17 protein-coding genes are annotated in these 20086 nt (G+C 60.9%); 6 read left to right on the plus strand and 11 right to left on the minus strand.

What is annotated here, in order from left to right; translation table 11 throughout:
* Positions 1-6: 6 nt before the first annotated feature.
* From pcaF to YH62_RS07260, 3 genes are read right to left on the minus strand one after another with little or no spacing between them, the layout of a single operon-like run.
* Positions 7-1212 (minus strand): 3-oxoadipyl-CoA thiolase, encoded by a 1206-nt coding sequence (gene pcaF / locus YH62_RS07250; protein ID WP_046793485.1) that lies wholly within the window; start codon positions 1210-1212, stop codon positions 7-9.
* Positions 1213-1222: 10 nt separating this feature from the next.
* Positions 1223-1927, minus strand: a complete 705-nt coding sequence (locus YH62_RS07255) for a CoA transferase subunit B (RefSeq protein ID WP_046793486.1) — start codon at positions 1925-1927, stop codon at positions 1223-1225.
* Positions 1924-2631 carry a 3-oxoacid CoA-transferase subunit A gene (locus YH62_RS07260; protein ID WP_046793487.1) on the minus strand — a complete coding sequence of 236 codons (708 nt, stop codon included), beginning with the start codon at positions 2629-2631 and terminating at the stop codon, positions 1924-1926. Before YH62_RS07260 ends, YH62_RS07255 begins: the two co-directional genes overlap by 4 nt.
* Before the next feature lie 137 nt (positions 2632-2768).
* On the opposite strand from YH62_RS07260, the gene YH62_RS07265 reads away from it, so the two are divergent.
* The gene (locus tag YH62_RS07265; RefSeq protein ID WP_046793726.1) at positions 2769-3524 is read left to right on the plus strand and encodes an IclR family transcriptional regulator; all 756 of its coding nucleotides are present in this window, start codon (positions 2769-2771) and stop codon (positions 3522-3524) included.
* Positions 3525-3585: 61 nt separating this feature from the next.
* On the opposite strand, the gene mmsB is transcribed toward YH62_RS07265, so the two are convergent.
* From mmsB to araD1, 6 genes are all read right to left on the minus strand, one after another.
* Entirely contained in the window at positions 3586-4776 is a 1191-nt protein-coding gene (mmsB, locus tag YH62_RS07270; protein ID WP_046793488.1) for a multiple monosaccharide ABC transporter permease, read from the minus strand.
* 2 nt (positions 4777-4778) lie between these two features.
* On the minus strand, positions 4779-6338 hold the full coding sequence (gene mmsA / locus YH62_RS07275; protein ID WP_046793489.1) for a multiple monosaccharide ABC transporter ATP-binding protein: 1560 nt from the start codon (positions 6336-6338) through the stop codon (positions 4779-4781).
* Positions 6339-6396: 58 nt separating this feature from the next.
* Entirely contained in the window at positions 6397-7458 is a 1062-nt protein-coding gene (gene chvE / locus YH62_RS07280; RefSeq protein WP_046793490.1) for a multiple monosaccharide ABC transporter substrate-binding protein, read from the minus strand.
* 80 nt (positions 7459-7538) lie between these two features.
* Positions 7539-9383: an IlvD/Edd family dehydratase gene (locus YH62_RS07285; protein WP_082118276.1), complete on the minus strand. Its 1845-nt coding sequence runs from the start codon at positions 9381-9383 to the stop codon at positions 7539-7541.
* 37 nt (positions 9384-9420) lie between these two features.
* Positions 9421-10347 carry a Gfo/Idh/MocA family oxidoreductase gene (locus tag YH62_RS07290; protein WP_046793491.1) on the minus strand — a complete coding sequence of 309 codons (927 nt, stop codon included), beginning with the start codon at positions 10345-10347 and terminating at the stop codon, positions 9421-9423.
* An 11-nt stretch (positions 10348-10358) separates the two neighbouring features.
* Positions 10359-11351, minus strand: a complete 993-nt coding sequence (araD1, locus tag YH62_RS07295) for an AraD1 family protein (RefSeq protein WP_046793492.1) — start codon at positions 11349-11351, stop codon at positions 10359-10361.
* Positions 11352-11673: 322 nt separating this feature from the next.
* Between araD1 and ytfQ the strand changes: the two genes are divergently transcribed.
* From ytfQ to YH62_RS07320, 5 genes are all read left to right on the plus strand, one after another.
* Positions 11674-12633 carry a galactofuranose ABC transporter, galactofuranose-binding protein YtfQ gene (gene ytfQ / locus YH62_RS07300; RefSeq protein WP_046793493.1) on the plus strand — a complete coding sequence of 320 codons (960 nt, stop codon included), beginning with the start codon at positions 11674-11676 and terminating at the stop codon, positions 12631-12633.
* Between the two features lie 90 nt (positions 12634-12723).
* Positions 12724-14247: a sugar ABC transporter ATP-binding protein gene (locus YH62_RS07305; protein WP_046793728.1), complete on the plus strand. Its 1524-nt coding sequence runs from the start codon at positions 12724-12726 to the stop codon at positions 14245-14247.
* Entirely contained in the window at positions 14244-15275 is a 1032-nt protein-coding gene (locus YH62_RS07310; protein WP_046793494.1) for an ABC transporter permease, read from the plus strand. The genes YH62_RS07305 and YH62_RS07310 overlap by 4 nt, the downstream gene beginning before the upstream one ends.
* Positions 15272-16255 carry a galactofuranose ABC transporter, permease protein YjfF gene (yjfF, locus tag YH62_RS07315; protein WP_082118277.1) on the plus strand — a complete coding sequence of 328 codons (984 nt, stop codon included), beginning with the start codon at positions 15272-15274 and terminating at the stop codon, positions 16253-16255. The genes YH62_RS07310 and yjfF overlap by 4 nt, the downstream gene beginning before the upstream one ends.
* Positions 16255-17019 carry a FadR/GntR family transcriptional regulator gene (locus YH62_RS07320; RefSeq protein ID WP_046793495.1) on the plus strand — a complete coding sequence of 255 codons (765 nt, stop codon included), beginning with the start codon at positions 16255-16257 and terminating at the stop codon, positions 17017-17019. Before yjfF ends, YH62_RS07320 begins: the two co-directional genes overlap by 1 nt.
* On the opposite strand, the gene YH62_RS07325 is transcribed toward YH62_RS07320, so the two are convergent.
* Positions 17014-18879, minus strand: coding sequence for a TRAP transporter large permease subunit (locus YH62_RS07325; RefSeq protein WP_046793496.1), 1866 nt, complete (start codon positions 18877-18879; stop codon positions 17014-17016). The genes YH62_RS07320 and YH62_RS07325 overlap by 6 nt on opposite strands.
* A gap of 76 nt (positions 18880-18955) precedes the next feature.
* Positions 18956-20014 (minus strand): LacI family DNA-binding transcriptional regulator, encoded by a 1059-nt coding sequence (locus YH62_RS07330; protein ID WP_046793497.1) that lies wholly within the window; start codon positions 20012-20014, stop codon positions 18956-18958.
* Positions 20015-20086 lie beyond the last annotated feature (72 nt).

The following is a 20086-nucleotide window of genomic DNA, read 5'->3' on the forward strand; positions in this document are numbered from 1 at the left end:
CTTGGTTTACACCCGTTCGAGCGCGATCGAGATGCCTTGACCAACGCCGATGCACATGGTGGCGAGTGCGAACCTGCCGCCGGAAAGCTGCAGTTCGAGTGCGGCCGTGCCGGTGATGCGAGCGCCCGACATGCCGAGTGGATGGCCGAGCGCGATCGCGCCGCCGTTCTTGTTGACGCGAACGTCATCGTCGGCAATGCCGAGCTGGCGCAGCGTGGCGAGGCCCTGGCTGGCGAAGGCCTCGTTGAGTTCGATCACGTCGAACCGGCCCTGCGTAAGCCCGAGGCGCGCCATCAGTTTCTGTGAGGCCGGTGCCGGGCCAATACCCATGATCCGTGGAGGGACGCCTGCCGTCGCACCACCAAGGATACGCGCGATCGGCGTCAGACCGTGCTTCCTTGCCGCGGCTTCCGAGGCGATGATGAGTGCGGCGGCGCCATCATTGACACCGGAGGCATTGCCCGCCGTCACCGTACCGCCCTCCCTCTTGAAGGGCGTACCTAATTTGCCCAGCGCCTCGATCGTCGTTACGCGCGGATGTTCGTCCTTCTCGACCACGACCGGATCGCCCTTGCGCTGCGGGATCGTCACAGAAGTCATTTCCCTCGCCAGACGACCGTTTGCCTGTGCGGCGGCGGCCTTCGCCTGACTACGAAGGGCAAATTCATCCTGGTCTTCGCGGCTCACCTTGAAGTCTTCCGCGACGTTCTCGCCCGTCTCCGGCATGGAATCCACGCCATATTGCTTCTTCATCAGCGGGTTGATGAAACGCCAGCCGATCGTCGTGTCGTAGATCTCCGCATTGCGCGAAAAGGCAGTTTCTGCCTTCGGCATGACGAACGGCGCGCGGCTCATGCTCTCCACGCCGCCAGCGATCATAAGCTCGGCTTCGCCGGATTTGATAGTTCGGGCAGCGGTAATCACCGCATCCATGCCCGAGCCGCAAAGGCGGTTGATCGTGGTTCCGGTCACGGAGACGGGAAGACCCGCCAGTAACAGCGACATGCGTGCGACATTGCGGTTGTCCTCCCCCGCCTGATTGGCGCAGCCGAAGATGACGTCCTCGATTGCCTCCCAATCCACCTTGGCATTGCGTTCCATCAGCGCTTTGATGGGAATGGCCCCAAGATCGTCGGCACGGACGGAGGAAAGCGACCCACCAAAGCGGCCGATGGGCGTACGGATATAATCGCAGATATAGGCTTCGGTCATGGCGTCCTCCTCAAAGCTCCGGCACGACGAGGTCGGCCACCGCGCCTTCCACGTGTAATGGCGCACCAGTCATAGCCTGCAGTTCCTCTATCGTCATGGCAGGCAGCTTCTCGCGCAGCACGAAATGGCCGTCCTTGATATCCACCACCGCATGGCTGGTATAGACGCGCGTGATGCAGCCGACGCCGGTCAGTGGAAACGTGCATTTCTCCACCAATTTCGGCTCACCGTTCTTTGCCACATGCTCGGTGATGACGAAGACCTGTTTGGCGCCGTGCACGAGGTCCATCGCACCGCCGACGGCCGGCACACCCTTGCTGCCCACGCGCCAATTGGCGAGGTCTCCGTTTTGCGCCACCTGATAGGCTCCCAGGATGGCGACGTCGAGGTGACCGCCACGCACCATGGCAAAGCTGTCTGCATGGTGGAAGAAGGCAGCACCCGGCTTCAGCGTGACGGCCTTCTTGCCGGCATTGATCAGATCCCAGTCTTCCTCGCCCTTCGGCGGCGCTTCGCCGAAGTTCAAAATGCCGTTTTCCGTGTGGAAGATCACTTCCCGGCCCGGCGGCTGGTAACGAGCCACCATTTCCGGAAAACCTATGCCAAGATTGACATAGGCGCCATCTGCGATGTCCTGCGCCGCGCGCCAGGCGATCTGCGCATTGGAAAGCTTGATGTCTTCTCGGGTCTCGATTGCGTTCGTATCGGGGATCATACGTATGCCACTCCGGCCTGGATGAGTTCTTCTTCCTGCTGCGGGTCGGCCACTTCGACGACATGATCGACGAAGATGCCAGGAGTTACGACCTGCTCCGGGTCTATGCCTCCCGGCGACACGATCTTCGAAACCTGGACGATCGTCTTTTCCGCCGCCATGCACATCAGCGGGTTAAAATTGCGACCCGCCTTGTTGTAGATGAGGTTGCCGTGGGTATCGCCGACATGCGCCTTGATGATCGCGAAGTCGGCCTTCAGCCAACGTTCCTGCACATATTTCCGACCGTCGAACTCGGCGATCGGTTTACCCTCCGCAAGTTCGGTGCCGTAGCTCGTCGGCGTGTAGAAGGCTGGGATGCCGGCGCCGCCGGCGCGTATGCGTTCTGCAAGCGTCCCCTGTGGAACCAATTCAAGCTCGATCTCGCCGGCGAGGTATTTTTCCGTGAAGGCGCGCGGATCGGAGGAACGGGGGAAGGAGCAGATCATCTTCTGGACCATGCCGGCGTCGATCATCGCCGCGATGCCGATCCGGCCATTGCCCGCGTTGTTGTTGATGACCGTGAGCCCCTTAGGTCCCCTGTCGATCAAGGCATGGATGAGTTCGATCGGGGCGCCGGAGCCGCCGAAGCCGCCGATCATGATCGTGGCACCATCACCTATGCCGGCCACAGCTTCCGCCAGGCTCCCGATTGTTTTGTCCATCTGGTCTTCTCCCATTTATGGCCTGCCAAGCCGCGCAGTCCACAAGCTCAGAAATACGGCGGAGGATCATCGACGGCAATCAATTTGTGCGCTATATGTACTTTGTTCGAATATCGCACAAAAAGGCAGCCACGCAGATGAAAGAGCGCGACATGATGGGGAGCCTCGCCAAGGGCTTGAAGGTCATAGAAGCCTTCAGCGCCGAGCGCCCGCGTCTCAGCATCTCCGAAACCGCCGAAATTGCCGGGTTGGACCGAGCGACGGCCCGGCGTTGCCTACTGACGTTGGCCGAACTCGGCTATGCGGATTACGACGGCAAATTCTTCACGATCACACCGCGCGTCTTGAGACTGGGTACGGGCTGTCTCGCCACAATGCCGCTGCCGCGGCTCGTGCAGCCATGGCTCGACCGGCTTTCGCAGGAAATCGGTCAGAGCACCTCCGTCTCCATCCTTGACGAAGGGGAGATCGTCTATGTTGCCCGCGCGGCCCAGCAGCGGGTCATGTCCATTGCGCTCATGCCAGGCTCCAGGCTTCCGGCCTATTGCACATCCATGGGACGGGTGCTGCTTGCTGCGCTCGACGAGCAAAGGGCGCGGCAGATCCTTTCAGCCAAACCGCTCATCGCAAGAACGGAGAAGACACTGACAGATATCGAAGCGCTGATGCGCGAGCTCGCGGCAACGCGAGCGCGGGGTTATGCGCAGATCGATCAGGAGGTGGAAATCGGCCTGCGATCGCTGGCGGTCCCGCTCTTCGACGCCCGTGGCCAGACCATCGCAGCGCTCAATGTCGGCCTTCCTGCAAACCAGGAACCGATGCAGGAGATCGCCAAAAAATATCTCCCGGCCCTGCTCAGGGTTCAGGGCGAGCTTGCTAAAATCTCGATCTGAAGACCGCAAAAACAACGGCCGGCTTTTCAGCCGGCCGCATTCAACCGTTCAAGCGCGCTGCTTATCGCCTTTGGTTATAGACGTCGACGCAGACGGCGCCGAGCAGCACCAAGCCCTTGATGACCTGCTGGTAGTCGATGCCGATACCGAGGATCGACATGCCGTTGTTCATCACGCCCATCAGGAACGCGCCGATGACGGCACCCGTCACCTTGCCGACGCCGCCATAGGCGGATGCACCACCAATGAAGCAGGCGGCGATAACGTCGAGCTCAAAGCCCGTGCCGGCCTTCGGCGTGGCACTGTTCAAGCGGGCGGCAACGACGAGACCCGCGAGAGCCGCCAGCACGCCCATGTTGACGAAGGTCCAGAATACCAGACGCGTGGCCTTGATGCCGGAAAGCTCCGCTGCGCGGGCATTGCCGCCAACGGCATAGATCTGCCTGCCGATGATGGTGCGATTGGTGAAGAAGCCGTAGGCAACGATCAGCACCGCCATGATGATCAGAACGTTGGGCAGACCACGATGCGAAGAAATCAGGTAGGCGACGTAAGCGATCGCAGCAAAGACGAGAATGTTCTTGGCGACGAAGAAGCCGAAAGGCTCGCTTTCCACATCATGTGCAATGCGCCGCGAGCGGTTTTTGAAGTTCTGCCAGATCAGGAAGGCAGCGAGGATCAGGCCGACGATGAACGAGGTCGCGTAAAAACCGGTACCCGCGGAGATCAGCTCGGCCACATAACCGGAGGACAGCTTCTGGAAGATCGGCGGGAACGGCCCGATCGCCTGGCTGCCGAGAATGGCGATCATGAAACCGCGGAAGACCAGCATGCCCGCAAGCGTCACGATGAACGACGGTATCTTGAAATAGGCGACGAAATAGCCCTGAATGGCGCCGATCAAGCCGCCGACAGCCAGGCAGATGAAGATGGCAGCTGGCAGATTGACGCCCCATCTGACCATCAGCAGGCCGGCGAGACCGCCGATGAAGCCGGCGACGGAGCCGACGGACAGGTCGATATGGCCCGTCACGATCACCATCAGCATGCCGAGCGCCATGATGACGATATAGCTGTTTTGCAGCACGATATTGGTGACGTTGAGCGGCCTGAGTAGAATACCGCCGGTGGCGATCTGGAAGAAGATGACGATCACAACCAGCGAGATCAGCATGCCGTAATCGCGAAGATTGTCCTTCCAGAAACCGGTCCCCCTCTTGGGAGCTGAAATTGCTTCCTGTGGAGTGCTCATGATTAATTCCCCTTGCGGCGCATGATGGCGCGCATGATATTTTCCTGCGTTGCCTCTTCGCCGGCGACTTCGCCGACGAATTCGCCTTCGTGCATGACCATGATCCTGTCGCAGGTGCCAATGAGCTCAGGCATTTCCGACGAGATCACGATGACAGCTTTACCGGCATCCGCAAGTTCGTTGATGATGGAATAGATTTCGTATTTGGCGCCGACATCGATGCCACGCGTCGGCTCGTCGAGGATCAGGATATCCGGACCTGTGAACAGCCATTTCGACAGCACAACCTTCTGCTGGTTGCCGCCAGAAAGCTTGCCGGTTTCCTGATAGACGTTGTGGCTGCGGATCCGCATACGGGTGCGGAATTCCTGTGCCACCTTCATTTCCTTGATGTCGTCTATCACGCCGCCGGTCGATACACCGCCCAGATGAGCAAGCGAGATATTCTTGCGGATGTCTTCCGCAAGAATCAGCCCCAGCTGCTTTCGGTCTTCCGTGACATAGGCCAGCCCTGCCTTGATGGCGCGGTGGACATTCGACGTATCGACTTCCTTGCCGTGGATCTTGACCGTGCCGGAAATATCGCGGCCCCAGGCCTTGCCGAATACGCTCATGGCAAACTCGGTGCGCCCTGCCCCCATAAGGCCGGAAATGCCGACGACTTCGCCGGCACGGACCTTCATCGAAACATTCTTGACGACCTTGCGATGCACATGCTGCGGATGGTGTACGGACCAGTTCTCGACCTCGAAGATCACGTCGCCGATCTTCGGCGTGCGCTTCGGATAGCGGCTTTCGAGATCACGATCGACCATGCGGCGCACGATCTCGTCCTCGTCGACTGCGCCTTCGTGGCAATCAAGCGTGCCAACTGTCTTGCCATCGCGCAGGACGGTGATGCGGTCGGCGACCTCGGTAATCTCGTTCAGCTTGTGGCTGATCATGATCGAGGTGATGCCGTGGCGGCGGAACTCCTTCAAGAGCTCAAGCAATGCCGCACTGTCTGTTTCGTTGAGCGACGCAGTCGGCTCATCGAGGATCAGGAGGCGCACGTCCTTGGACAAGGCCTTGGCGATCTCGACCAGCTGCTGCTTGCCGACGCCGAGATTGGTAATCAGCGTTTCCGGTGCCTCGGTGAGGCCAACCTTTGCAAGCAATTCCTTGGTGCGGACGTAGCGGATATCGCGGTCGATCACGCCGAATTTTGACGGCGCATTGGCGAGAAAGATGTTCTCGGCGATCGACATCAGCGGAATGAGCGCGAGCTCCTGATGGATGATGATGATGCCGAGCTTTTCGGAATCGTTGATGTCGCGGAAACGACGCTCTTCACCGTCGAAAAGGATGGAGCCCTCATAGGCGCCATGCGGGTGGACACCCGATAGAACCTTCATCAGGGTCGACTTTCCGGCGCCGTTTTCGCCAACGAGCGCGTGGATCTCGCCTTCCTTGACGGTGAAGCTGACGTCCGAAAGCGCCTTGACGGCGCCGAAGCTCTTCGAAATGCCGCGCATTTCGAGAATGGGCGGTTTTTCCACCGCAGATAATACGGGATCAAGCATGACCCACTCCCAACAGAAAATGGGCCGCGCGGTCCTTAAACCGCGCGGCCTTTCAAAATTACTTCAGCTGGTCTTCGGTGTAGTAACCAGCTTCGACGAGCGTCTGCCAGTTGGTCTTGTCGATAGCGACCGGCTTCAGCAGGTAGGACGGGACGACTTTGACACCGTTGTTGTAGGTCTTGGTGTCGTTAACCTCCGGCTCCTTGCCGCTCATCACGGCATCGACCATGTCGACCGTCACCTTGGCGAGATCGCGGGTGTCCTTGAAGATGGTGGAACCCTGCTCGCCCGCGATGATCGACTTGACCGACGGGACTTCAGCATCCTGACCGGAAACGTACGGCATCGGCATGTCGCCAGAGCCGTAGCCGACGCCCTTCAGCGAAGACAGGATACCGATCGAGAGACCGTCATAAGGAGACAGAACGGCATCCAGTTTCTTATCGGAATAGGTCGACGAAAGGATAGCATCCATACGGGCCTGCGCAGTTGCCGGGTCCCAGCGAAGGGTAGCAACCTTATCCATGCCGGTCTGACCACTGCCGACGACGAGGGTGCCCTTGTCGATCAGCGGCTGCAGCACGCTCATCGCGCCATCGTAGAAGAAGTAGGCATTGTTGTCGTCCGGCGAGCCACCGAAGAGCTCGATGTTGAAGGGGCCTGCTTCAGTATCGGCCTTGAGTGCCTTCACGATCGACTGCGCCTGCAGCACGCCGACCTGGAAGTTGTCGAAGGTGGCGTAGTAGTCGACATTCGGCGTATCGCGGATCAGGCGGTCATAGGCGATGACCTTGATACCCTGATCGGCTGCCTGCTGCAGCACGTCGGACAGCGTCGTGCCGTCGATCGATGCAACCACGAGCACCTTGGCACCCTTGGTGATCATGTTCTCGATCTGCGACAGCTGGTTCGGAATATCGTCTTCCGCGTACTGGAGATCGGTCTGGTAGCCGCGCTCCTGCAGCACCTTCACCATATTGTCGCCATCGGCGATCCAGCGAGCCGAGGACTTGGTGGGCATCGCGACGCCGACCAGACCCTTGTCCTGCGCGGCGGCCGGCATTGCCAGAGCCGCCGAGGCCAGCATTGCTGCGGCCGTCAGATATTTCAGCAGTTTCATGACTTCTCCTCCTTTTGGCTCGGCTCCCTCTGAGCCTGCCGAGTTATAGGCGGCCGCTTCTGCCACCGCCTTTTTCCAACTCAGTGGTTGTCGCGCGGAATTCCTTCCGTCTGTGCGATCCGCTGGTATTTCACGGCGGGCTCGAGAACCGCGCCCGTCTCCATCTGGCTGACGATGCCGCGCTGGATTTCCTGCCACGGCGTCTGATGCTTCGGATAATGATAACCGCCCTGCGCCTCAAGTTCCTTGCGACGCGCGGAAAGCTCCTCGTCCGAGATCAGGATGTCCGCCTTGCCACGGCCGACATCGATGCGGACGCGGTCGCCGGTCTTGAGCAGCGCAAGCCCGCCGCCGGCCGCCGCTTCGGGCGAGGCGTTGAGGATCGAAGGGCTGCCGGACGTGCCCGACTGGCGGCCATCGCCAATGCAGGGCAGCGACGTGACGCCTTCCTTGAGCAGGTAGTCGGGCGCGCGCATGTTCACGACTTCCGCCGCGCCCGGATAGCCGATCGGGCCGGCCCCGCGCATGAAGAGGACGGTGTTGGCGTCGATACCGAGCGACGGATCGTCGATACGCTTGTGGTAATCCTCCGGTCCGTCGAACACCACGGCACGGCCCTCGAAGGCATCCGGATCGTTCGGATTCGAGAGATAGCGGTTACGGAACTCCGGCGAAATGACGCTGGTCTTCATGATCGCCGAGGAGAACAGGTTGCCGCGCAGCACGCGGAAGCCCGCGCGCTCCTTGAGCGGCTGCTCGTAAGGACGAATGACCTTCTCGTCCTCGATGATAGCGCCGCGGCAATTCTCGCCGATCGTCTTGCCGTTCACCGTCATGGCGTCCTCATGGATGAGGCCCTGGCCCATGAGCTGGTTGACGACGGCCGGAACGCCGCCGGCGTGATAGTAGTCCTCGCCGAGATATTCGCCGGCCGGCTGCAGGTTGACGAGCAGCGGAACCTCTTCGCCGTACTTCTGCCAGTCGTCTACGCTGAGCTCGACGCCCATGTGGCGCGCGAGGCCGTTCAGGTGGATCGGGGCATTGGTCGAGCCGCCGATCGCCGAATTGACGCGGATGGCATTGATGAAGGCTTCCCTCGTCATGATGTCGGAGGGCTTCAGGTCCTCTTTCACCATTTCCACGATCCTGAGACCGGTCAGGTAGGAAACCTCCTGACGGTCGCGATAAGGCGCCGGGATGGCGGCGGAACCGGGAAGCTGCATGCCGAGCGCTTCGGCAAGCGAGTTCATGGTGGTGGCCGTGCCCATGGTGTTGCAGTAGCCGGTGGACGGCGCCGACGAGGCAACGAGCTTCACGAAGCCGGCATAGTCGATCTCGCCCTTGGCGAGAAGTTCACGAGCCTTCCAGACGATGGTGCCGGAACCGGTGCGTTCGCCGCGGAACCAGCCGTTCAGCATGGGGCCGACGGAGAGCGCGATCGCGGGAATGTTGACGGTGGCCGCCGCCATGAGACAGGCCGGCGTGGTCTTGTCGCAACCAATCGTCAGCACAACGCCGTCGAGCGGATAGCCGTAGAGCACTTCCACGAGGCCGAGATAGGCAAGATTGCGGTCGAGACCGGCGGTCGGGCGCTTTCCTGTCTCTTGGATCGGATGAACCGGAAACTCGATGGCGATGCCACCCGCTTCGCGGATCCCCTCACGCAGGCGCTTGGCAAGCTCAAGGTGATGCCGGTTGCACGGGGAGAGATCCGAACCTGTCTGGGCGATGCCGATGATCGGCCGGTCCGACTGTAATTCGGCCTGGCTGAGGCCGAAGTTCATGTAGCGCTCGAGATAGAGCGCCGTCATGTCGGCATTGGCCGGATTGTCGAACCATGCGCGCGAGCGCAGCTTGCGCACTTCTCCGCGCTTCGCGTTCGTTTCGGCGATCTCGGTTGAAGGCAGGTTCTCTGAATTGCTCATCGGTCTCGGTCTCGTGATAGCGGGTAGATAAGGGGCGTCAGTCGTCGAACGCCTCGACGACATGGCGGCGGCCGAGCATAAAAGCGTCGGCCACATGGACGAGCGGTGAAAAATCCGCATCGCTACGGCGCTCGCCGACAAGCGAGACGAAATGCCGATAGAGATTGCGGTATTCGCGATCTTCTTCGACGATCTGGTCCTTGCCGTCAACCGAAAGCCGGCTGCCGCCATGGGTCAGCACCACCGGGCCCTCGTCGGTCTCGACGCGGATATCCCAGGTCTGCGGACCGGTCTGCCGCCAGTCGAACTCCGCCGTTACAGGCAAGCCTGACGCGGTTTCGAATGCAAGGTTTGCCGCGATCGGGGCGGCCCGATTTTCGGGGAAGGACAGGTCGGAACGAACGAGGTGGAAACTTTCCGGCATGATGCGCGTGACGATGGACAGCGCGTTGATACCGGGATCGAAGACGCCGAGGCCGCCCGGTTCCCAGATCCAATCCTGACCCGGATGCCAGTGGCGAACGTCTTCCTTCCACTCCACATGAACCTTGCGGATCGTGCGCTCGGCCAAAAGTGCGCGTGCCGGCTCAACGGCTGCAGCCGAACGCGAGTGCCAGGTGGAAAAGAGGCTGAGGCCCTTCGCCTGCGCCTGCGCGTCGAGCGCGAAGACTTCCGAAATCGTCGCGCCGGGCGGCTTTTCAAGCATCACGTGCTTGCCCGCGTCGAGCGCCGCTTTCGCCAGGGCGAAACGGCCCTGCGGCGGCGTACAGAGCGACACCGCGCCTATCTTGATGTCGGAAGCCAACAGTTCCGAAATATCGTGAAAGCTCGGAACACCTTCCAGCGACGCATTGCGGCTTGCCACGGCAACCAGCTCGACCCCTTCAGTGGCCTCGATTGCGGCGAGATGCTGATCCCTCGCGATCTTCCCAAGACCGACAATGGCAAGACGGATGGGCGCCATGGCTTCGCTCCTCAAAGCTTGCGCACCGCGACGGAGGTCGCAGCCGCTACCGTAAGCTTGTTGACGAGCGGCAGCTTGAAGGGTGCAGCCGAAATTTCGAAGACGTCGCCCGGCTCGGTCTTGATGCCTTCCGAGAAGGAGAGGGTCGCCGTGCCGAAGAAGTGCACATGCAGGTCGCCTGGACGGCGGAAGAGGTCATATTTGAAGTTATGATGCTCCAGATTGGCGATCGTGTGCGACATGTTCGCCTCGCCCGACAGAAACGGCTTTTCGAAGATTACCTCATTGCCGCGGCGAACACGCGAGGTACCCTCGACATGGTCCGGAAGATCGCCGACCAGAAGCTCGGGCCCAAGCGCCGCCTGGCGCAGCTTGGAATGGGCGAGCCAGAGGTAGTTGCCCTTCTCCGTCACATGGTCGGAGAATTCGTTGGCAAGACAGAAGCCGAGGCGAAACGGCGTACCGTCCGGCCCTATAATATAAATGCCGGCAAGCTCTGGCTCCTCGCCACCGTCGAGCGCGAAGGCGGGAGAAACGAGATCGGCGCCGGTCGGCCGCAGTTGGGAACCATCACCCTTGTAGAACCACTCGGGCTGCACGCCCTCCTCGCCGGGCTTCGGCTTGCCACCTTCGACGCCCATCAGGAACATGCGCATGGAATCGGTGGGCTTTTCAGCCGACTGAGCAGCTTTGTGCATCTTGTCGCGGCCATCTGCCGAGCCGAGATGCGTGAGGCCCGTCCCCGCGACGATGAAATGCGCCGGATCGGGATGGGAAACCGGCAGGGCAAGCCGCCCCTCGTCCGTCGCCCTCTTCAGATCGATCTCATCGGCCTGCCCCAGTGCGGCGATCTTTCCGGCGAGCGATTGCCCGGCCGCGATCGCCTGCATGGCAAGATCATAAGTGGAGGAAACGCCATTGACGACACGCGCCACCCCTTGCCCATCCCAGGCGACGACCTTCGTCGCGCCGGCGCCATCCAGTACCTGAAGAATTCGCAGCATTAGAAATCGACCTGCAAAACGTTGTTTTTCCAACGGGACGTCGCCCCGCGCTCCTCCCGCCGACGCCTGCTGGCTGCAGCGGATATAAAATAGCACTATTGGATTGCTGCCTTCATTGTCAAGCTGGCGAAAGGCGAGGCTCGCGCACCTCATAGCTAAGCTATCGCAAAAATAATTATTCAGTTTCAACGGCTTATTTCAGTTTCTTTTAAAGCGCACTTCGGCGAGATGAAAAAACTGAAGGAAATATCGCTTGCAAAAGTAATACGATATGCTCATTCTGCTCGACGTTATTGCTATTTCATCTCTGGGAGGATTAAAGATGAGAAAGGCACTTGCGACGCTCACCGTGGCGTTCGCCACTTGCATGGCTTCAAGCGTTTCCGCGCAATCACTTACAGTCGGTTTTTCGCAGATCGGTTCCGAATCCGGCTGGCGCGCCGCTGAGACGACCGTTACCAAGCAGGAAGCCGAAAAGCGCGGCGTCGATCTGAAGTTCGCCGACGCCCAGCAGAAACAGGAAAACCAGATCAAGGCCGTGCGCGGCTTCATCGCGCAGGGCGTCGACGCGATCCTGATCGCGCCGGTGGTCGCCACCGGCTGGGATGCCGTTTTGAAGGAAGCCAAGGAGGAGAATATCCCGGTCATCCTGCTCGACCGCCAGATCGAGGCGCCGGACGATCTTTATCTCACGGCCGTCACCTCCGACCAGGTGCATGAAGGCAAGGTCGCCGGCGAATGGCTTGCCAAGGAAGTCGGCGACAAGGATTGCAAGGTCGTCGAGCTTCAAGGCACGACGGGCTCTTCGCCTGCCATCAACCGCAAGAAGGGCTTCGAGGAAGGGATCGCCTCGCATGCCAATATCAAGATCGCGCGCTCGCAGACCGGCGACTTCACCCGCACCAAGGGTAAGGAAGTGATGGAAAGCTTCATCAAGGCCGAGGGCGGCGGCAAGGATATCTGTGCGGTCTATGCCCATAACGACGACATGGCCGTCGGCGCCATCCAGGCGATCAAGGAAGCTGGCCTGAAGCCTGGCTCGGACATCAAGATCGTCTCGATCGACGCGGTTCCGGACATCTTCAAGGCAATGGCGGACGGCGAGGCCAATGCCACCGTCGAGCTGACGCCGAACATGGCCGGCCCGGCATTCGACGCCCTCGACGCCTATTTGAAGGACAAGAAGGAACCGCCGAAGTGGATCCAGACCGAATCGAAGCTCTACACCGCCGCTGACGACCCGATGAAGGTCTATGAGGCGAAGAAAGGCCTCGGCTACTGATCTCCCGCTGCCCGGGACCAGACCCGGGCACAACGACCGGAGCGATATGAACTGTCGCTCCGGTTTCTCAGACAAATGCGGGAATTGATCATGTCGGAATTCCAATCCCTCCTGGAAGCGCGTGGGATCGGCAAAAGCTTCCTCGGCATCGCCGCGCTCGACAGCGTTGATTTCAGCCTGAAGCGCGGAGAGATCCATGCGCTGCTCGGTGAAAACGGTGCGGGAAAATCCACGCTCATCAAGATTTTCACCGGCGTCTACACCCGCGATCGCGGGACGATTCACCTCGATGGCGCGGACGTTGCGCCGGGAAATGTCGGCGAGGCCCAGACGCTCGGAATCGGCACCGTCTACCAGGAGGTCAACCTCCTCGAGAACCTGACGGTCGCCGAAAATCTCTTCCTCGGCCGGCAGCCGCGCCGTCTCGGCCTCGTCAATCGGCGCGAGATGAGCCGCCGCGCCCGAGCTCTGTTACAGCGCTACGGTCTCGACATCGACGTGGATGCCCTGCTCTCCTCCTACTCTGTCGCCGTCCGGCAGATCGTCGCGATTGCCCGCGCCGTCGATCTCTCCGGCAAGGTTCTGGTACTCGACGAACCGACCGCCAGCCTCGATACGCATGAAGTGGAGATGGTGTTCGCCGTATTGCGGCAGCTTCGGGACGAAGGGCTCGGCATCATCATCATCACCCATTTCCTCAATCAGGTTTACGCGATCGCCGACCGTGTCACCGTTCTGCGCAATGGCCGGCTGGTCGGCAGCCGCGATATCTCGGGTCTTCCGCGCATGGAGCTGATCTCGATGATGCTCGGCCGCGAGCTGCAGCACATCACTCGCGAACAGCAAGCGAGCGATGAAACGCTAGCACCCGGCGCGGCGCCGATCCGATTTTCAGGATACGGCAAGCGCGGCAGTGTCGCGCCTTTCGATCTCGAAATCCGCCCCGGCGAGGTGGTGGGCATTGCCGGCCTCCTCGGCTCCGGCCGCACCGAGACCGCCTTTCTCCTCTTCGGTATCGATCGGGCCGACAGCGGCACGGTGAGCGTCGACGATGCCGAGGTGAAGCTCACCTCGCCGGAAGCGGCGATCTCCAAGGGTTTTGGTTTCTGCCCGGAAGAGCGGAAGTCAGACGGGATCATCGGTGATTTTTCCGTGGCCGATAACATCGCACTTGCCCTGCAGGCGCGCCAGGGATGGGCAAAGCCGCTCTCTTCCCGCCAGAAGGCCGCTCTTGCGGAACGCTTCATCAAGTCCCTCGATATCCGCCCCGCGGATGCCAACCGACCTATAAAATTCCTTTCCGGCGGCAATCAGCAGAAAGCCATCCTGGCCCGCTGGCTGGCCACCGACCCACGCCTCCTCATCCTCGACGAACCCACCCGCGGTATCGATATCGGCGCGCATGCGGAAATCCTCAAGATGATCGGCAAGCTCTGCGCCGACGGCATGTCGCTTATCGTCATCTCTTCCGAAATCGAGGAACTGACGGCAATCGCCCATCGAGTGGTCGTGCTTTCCGACCGGCGGCATGTTGCCGAACTGAGAGGCAACGAAGTGACCGCCGATAACATCATGCACGCGATCGCGACGCCTACGACCCCGGAGGCCGCATGATCAACCGTATCGCAAGGCGCATCAGGCGCATCGCCCCTCAGATCATAGCGCTGGCGGTCATTCTCGCCGCGATCACGGCGATAGCGCCGGGCTTTCTCAACGTCTCGTTTCAGAATGGCAGGCTTTACGGCAGCCTGATCGACGTCCTGGTGCGCGCCGCACCGGTGGCGCTTCTGGCAATCGGCATGACACTCGTCATCGCGACCCGCGGCATCGATCTTTCGATTGGCGCGGTCATCGCGATCTGCGGCGCGGTAGCCGCCACGCTTATCAGCAACGGCTATCCCCTCCCCTATGTGATCCTCGTATCTCTGAGTGTCGGGCTCGCCTGCGGGCTCTGGAACGGGCTGCTTGTCGCGGTTCTCGATATCCAGCCGATCATCGCAACGCTTATCCTGATGGTTGCAGGTCGCGGCATCGCCCAGCTCATTACCGAGGGCGTCATCCTTACCTTCAACAATGACGACTTTGCCGCGATCGGCTCCGGCTCGCTTGCCGGCGTTCCGATCCCGGTCCTCATCTGGGTCGGTGCCGCATTGCTGATCGGCCTGCTGGTGCGCAATTCCGCGCTCGGCTTCCTGATCGAGGCGACGGGCATCAATCGCCGGGCTGCAACGCTTGCCGGTATCCGCGCGCGCTTCCTGCTCTTCTTCGTCTATGCGGTTTCCGGCATCATGGCAGCCGTCGCCGGTCTCATCGTCACCGCCGATATCCGTGGCGCCGACGCCAATAATGCCGGCCTCTGGCTGGAGCTGGACGCGATCCTTGCCGTCGTCATCGGCGGGACGTCTCTCAATGGCGGGCGCTTCTCCATTCTCGCCTCTCTCATCGGTGCGCTCATCATCCAGTCGATCAACACCGGAATCCTGGTTTCGGGCTTTCCGCCCGAGTTCAATCTCATCATCAAGGCCGGAATCATCATCGTGGTCCTCACGCTTCAATCACCGGCAATCATGAGTCTTCTTGGCTTTTTGAGACCTGCGCGCCGGCAGACCACGGCCGCCAAGGCGGAAGGAACGGCACGATGATCCACAGCCGCAATCTCCCGTTCGCCGCCACGCTCGCGATCTTCGTCATCGCCTATATTTTGTGCGTGATACAATTCCCGAACATGCTGTCGACGCGCGTGATCGGCAACCTATTGACCGATAATGCCTTTCTCGGCATCGCGGCGGTCGGCATGACCTTCGTCATTCTTTCAGGCGGCATCGATCTTTCGATCGGTTCGGTCATCGCCTTTACCAGCGTCTTCGTCGCGGTGATGGTCGGCTCGCTCGGAATTCATCCGCTGGTGGCGTTTGCAGCGGCGCTGGTGATCTCCACGCTTTTCGGCAGCCTGATGGGTGCGATGATCCGCTTTCTCGCCATCCCGCCCTTCGTGGTGACGCTCGCCGGCATGTTCCTGGCCCGCGGCGCGGCCTATCTGATCTCGACGGAATCGGTGCCGATCTCGCATCCCATGATAGATGCCATCCAGGGCTTCTATTTCCGCTTCCCCGGCGGCGGGCGGCTGACCGCCATGGCCATGCTGATGCTTGCGGTCTTCATCATCGGCGCCTTCATCGCCGGCCGCACCCGCTTCGGCGCGAACGTTTACGCGCTCGGCGGCAACCAGCAATCGGCCGAGCTGATGGGAGTACCGGTCGGTCCGACCACGATCGGCATCTATGCGCTTTCCGGTTTTCTGTCGGGGCTTTCCGGCATCGCCTATACCCTTTACACATCCTCCGGCTATTCGCTGGCGACGGTTGGCGTCGAACTCGACGCGATTGCCGCCGTCGTCATCGGCGGCACGCTCCTGACCGGGGGCACAGGGCTCGTGGCGGGCACTTTCGTGGGAATTCTCATCCAGGGCTTGATCCAGACCTATATAGTATTCGATGGAACCCTGTCCTCCTGGTGGACGAAGATCGTGATCGGCGTCCTGCTGTTCGCCTTCATTGTCTTGCAGCGGGGAATCATCTGGTATTCAAACAGGCGCATGGCCGAGGGACGTTTGGTGGCATAATGGGACTTCTGGAGACGACAATCACAGGGCGCAAGCGCAGGAACAGCCATGCTCATGTCGTGGCCGAGCTGGGCAGTGCCATCGTCTCTGGAAAGATCCCCGAGGGCTCCCTGCTTCCTGGCGACGCCGAGCTTTCCGCCCGCTTCGGTGTCTCGCGGACTGTGCTGCGCGAAACCATGAAGACGCTCGCCGCCAAGCGCCTGGTCGAACCGAAAGCTAAGGTCGGCACGCGCGTTCTCGACCGCGCGAGCTGGAATTTCTTTGATTCGGACGTCTTGAGCTGGCGTTGCGAGGCGGGGCTCGATTTCGAGTTCATCGAGCATCTTGCGGAAATGCGCATGGCATTGGAGCCCGCTGCGGCGGCCGCCGCCGCCCTGCGGGCGACAAGCGACGATATCGTGACACTTTACGCGATCGCCGCCCGGTTCGACGATCTTTCCCATACGCCCGAAACGGTCGCCAAGGTCGATCTCGAATTCCATCTGGCGATCGCTCACATGTCCGGCAACCCGTTCATGCGGGCTGCAAGCGCGCTGATCGAAGCCGCGCTTGCCATTTCCTTCCAGCTTTCATCGCCCGCCGCCTCGCCTGAGAAGATCGACGAGGTTGCGACCAACCATCTGCGCATTGTCCACGCGATCGCCTCTCGCGATCCGGAAAGGGCGATCGCAGCCATGCGTCATGTCATTGAAGTCGGCAAGCGTCGCATCCGCGCCTCGCTCGTGGCTTCGGCCCGTGCGGACGAACCTGTCGCCCGATCATAGGAAGGCCGTCGACAGGATCGGAAAGACCGCGATCAGAACGAGCCCGATCAGGAGCGCGCCGATATAGGGCCAGATCGCCTTCATGGCCTCGTCCGGCGAAACGGCGCCGATCTTGCAGGCAATGTAGAAACCGATGCCGATCGGCGGCGCGATGAGGCCGATGTTCATCGCCGTCACCACGACCATGGAATAGTGCACATCGTTGATACCGAGCGTCTTGGCGATCGGGAACATGATCGGCGCCATCAGCACGATAGCCGGCAGGCCTTCCAGCACGCAGCCGAGCACCATGAAGATCGCGATCGTCACCGCCATGAACGAGAGCCAGCCACCCGGCAGATCGGTAACCGCTTGCGCAAGCTGGAAGGCAAAGCCGGTCTGTGTCAGTGCCCAGGCCATCGCGGAAGCGCAGCCCAGGATGATGAGGATCGCGCCGGAAAGGGCTGCGGTTTCCACCAGCATGGAATAAAGCCTGCGAAATCCTATGCCTCCGTAAAGCACTGCGCCGATGATGAGCGCATAGACGACAGCGATCGTGGAGACTTCGGTCGCCGTCGCCACGCCACCGCCAACCGCACTGCGGATCAGGAAGGGTAGCAGCAGAGCCGGCGCGGCGACCAAGGCAGCCTTGCGGATGGTTACGAAGGACGCACGCTTCACGCCCGCCATGGATTCATGCCGGGACTTGAAACGGGCGAGTACTGCCAGCACCAAGAGCAGCACCATGGCGATGGCAAAACCGGCGGTGAACAGCCCGGCGATCGAAACGCCCGCTGCCGAACCCAAGACGATCAGCACGATCGATGGTGGCACGGTCTCGGCCATCGCCGCCCCGGTCGCCAGAAGCGCGATCATTTCCGGCGGCTTATGGCCACGCCGCTTCATCTCCGGAAACAAGGCCGGCGCAACCGTCGCCATGTCGGAGACCTTCGAACCGGAGATGCCCGACACCAGAAAGAGGGAGCCGAGCAGCACATAGGACATGCCGGCGCGCACATGCCCGAGCAGCGAGGCCAGGAATTCGACGATCGCCTTGCCCATGCCGGTGGCATCGAGAATGCAGCCGAGCAGCACGAAGATCGGTACCGAGAGTAGAATGATGCTCGACATGCCCTCGTCCATGCGGCCGACGATCACAAAGATCGGCACATTGCTTGCGAAGGTCAGGAATGAAAGCGCGCCGAGCCCGAAGCAGAAGGCGATCGGAACACCCATGATCAGCAGCGCGCCGACGCCAAATACCAGGAAGAGGACGATATTCCAATTTCCGAGCATTTGGAGCGCGGGTGTCAAAGCCCAGAACGCGCCTGCCACCCCGCCGATCACCGCCGCCGCAGCGAGCAGCATTCTGACATTGCCGAGACGAACGCCGTGAAGGAGTACCATGGCCAACATCATGGCAAGTCCGACGGGAAGGGCCGACGCACGCCAGCTCATGGGGATCATGAGAGCGGCCGAGGTGACGTAGCTTTCCTCGATCGCATATTCGACCGCCGGATAGAGAAGACTGCCAAGGAAAACGGCTGTCAGCAGGAGCCCGAGAGTGGTGACGAATTTTTGGCTGCGTTCGCTGAGGAGGTTGAGAAACACCGTCAACCGCAGATGCTCATGACGATCGATGGCAATTGCCGCACCCAGCATTGCCAGCCAGAGAAAAGCGATGGATGCCGTCTCGTCTCCCCAGATGATCGGCGACGAGAATACATAACGCGCGATGACCCCGATCAGCAGGATCGCGATGATGAAAGTGAGCAAGGCCGCGCAGGTCATCTCTATCGGCCGCATCCACACCGAGCCGCGTACCGGCTGCTCGAGTTCTGTTGCCGCAAGATCGCTCACGGCGTCTGTATTCATCGTCATGGCATACCCTCCCCGACGCCCGCCTTGCGGTTCCGCCGTCTCCTGAAACTCAACTATCGATGGACTCCTGCCCAGTTCACGGCAGGTTCTCCCGGAAAATCACTTCGCTGCGCAGTGGCGCCACATCCTCATCCGCCGGACGCCCATCGCGCAGGTTTTGAAATACGCGTGCGACCCGGCCGATCGTGTCGCTGGGGTTTTGGGTGATGACCGCATCCATCGTGCCGTCGATCAGGAAAGCCCGCGTATCGGGCGTCAGCCCGTGGCCGACAAAGACGAGCGAATGCTCACGCCGTGCGTCCTTGATGGCCTTGCCGACGCCGCTGGCGCCGCCGCCGATATTGTAGATGCCGGCAAGATCCGGATGCTGGCTCAGCAGCATGCGCATCTGCCGATAGTTCATGGTCTCGTCGTCGTGCCCCTCGCGAATGCCCACGACCTCGATATGCGGATAGCTTTCCTTCAGCACATGCAGAAAACCCATCTCGCGTTCTTCATGGGCGCGATAGCTGAGGCTGCCGGCGATCATCGCCACCTTTGCAGGCGCCTTGCCGACGAAGCGGGCGATCAGATAGCCGGCAAGCCGCCCGGTCGAGCGATTGTCGAGCCCGAGATAGGCGACGCGCTGGGCATTGGCGATGTCCGATATCAGGGTAACGGTCGGCACGCCTTTGTCGGCCAATCGGTTCACCGCCTCGCGCACGGCCGGATGTTCGAGCGCCATGAAGGCGACGCCATCGGCCGAGCGACCATGCCTTTGCAGCGCGGCCGCCAGAATCTCCGGATTGAAGCTCTTGATGTATTCGACTGTCGGCTTGATGCCGTGCTTTTCGAACAAGGGCGCCTGGTCGACGATCGATCGACCCAGATGCGTAAGATAGCGGTTGGTGCCGGCTGGCAAGAGAAAGGAGATGTTGGCAAGCCTGCGGGGCTCCGCCGGATTCAAATCACCCTCATCGACATAGCCGAGTTCCGCGGCGGATTTCATCACCCTATGGACCGTCGGTGCACGGACCCCCTGCCGCCCGTTCAGCACACGATCGACGGTCGCGGTCGAGACCCCGGCATGCCGTGCCACGTCCACAATGGTCGGCCGGCGGCTCTTCTCAGTCGTGTCGAGAGGCGTTTCAAGCATATGATCGCATCAAATTACATCAGAAATCGTGTTTGACTTCATCATTCATATGATCGAATTTCCGGCTTGGGA

Source organism: Rhizobium sp. LC145 (assembly GCF_001005825.1).
Taxonomy (GTDB): Bacteria; Pseudomonadota; Alphaproteobacteria; order Rhizobiales; family Rhizobiaceae; genus Neorhizobium.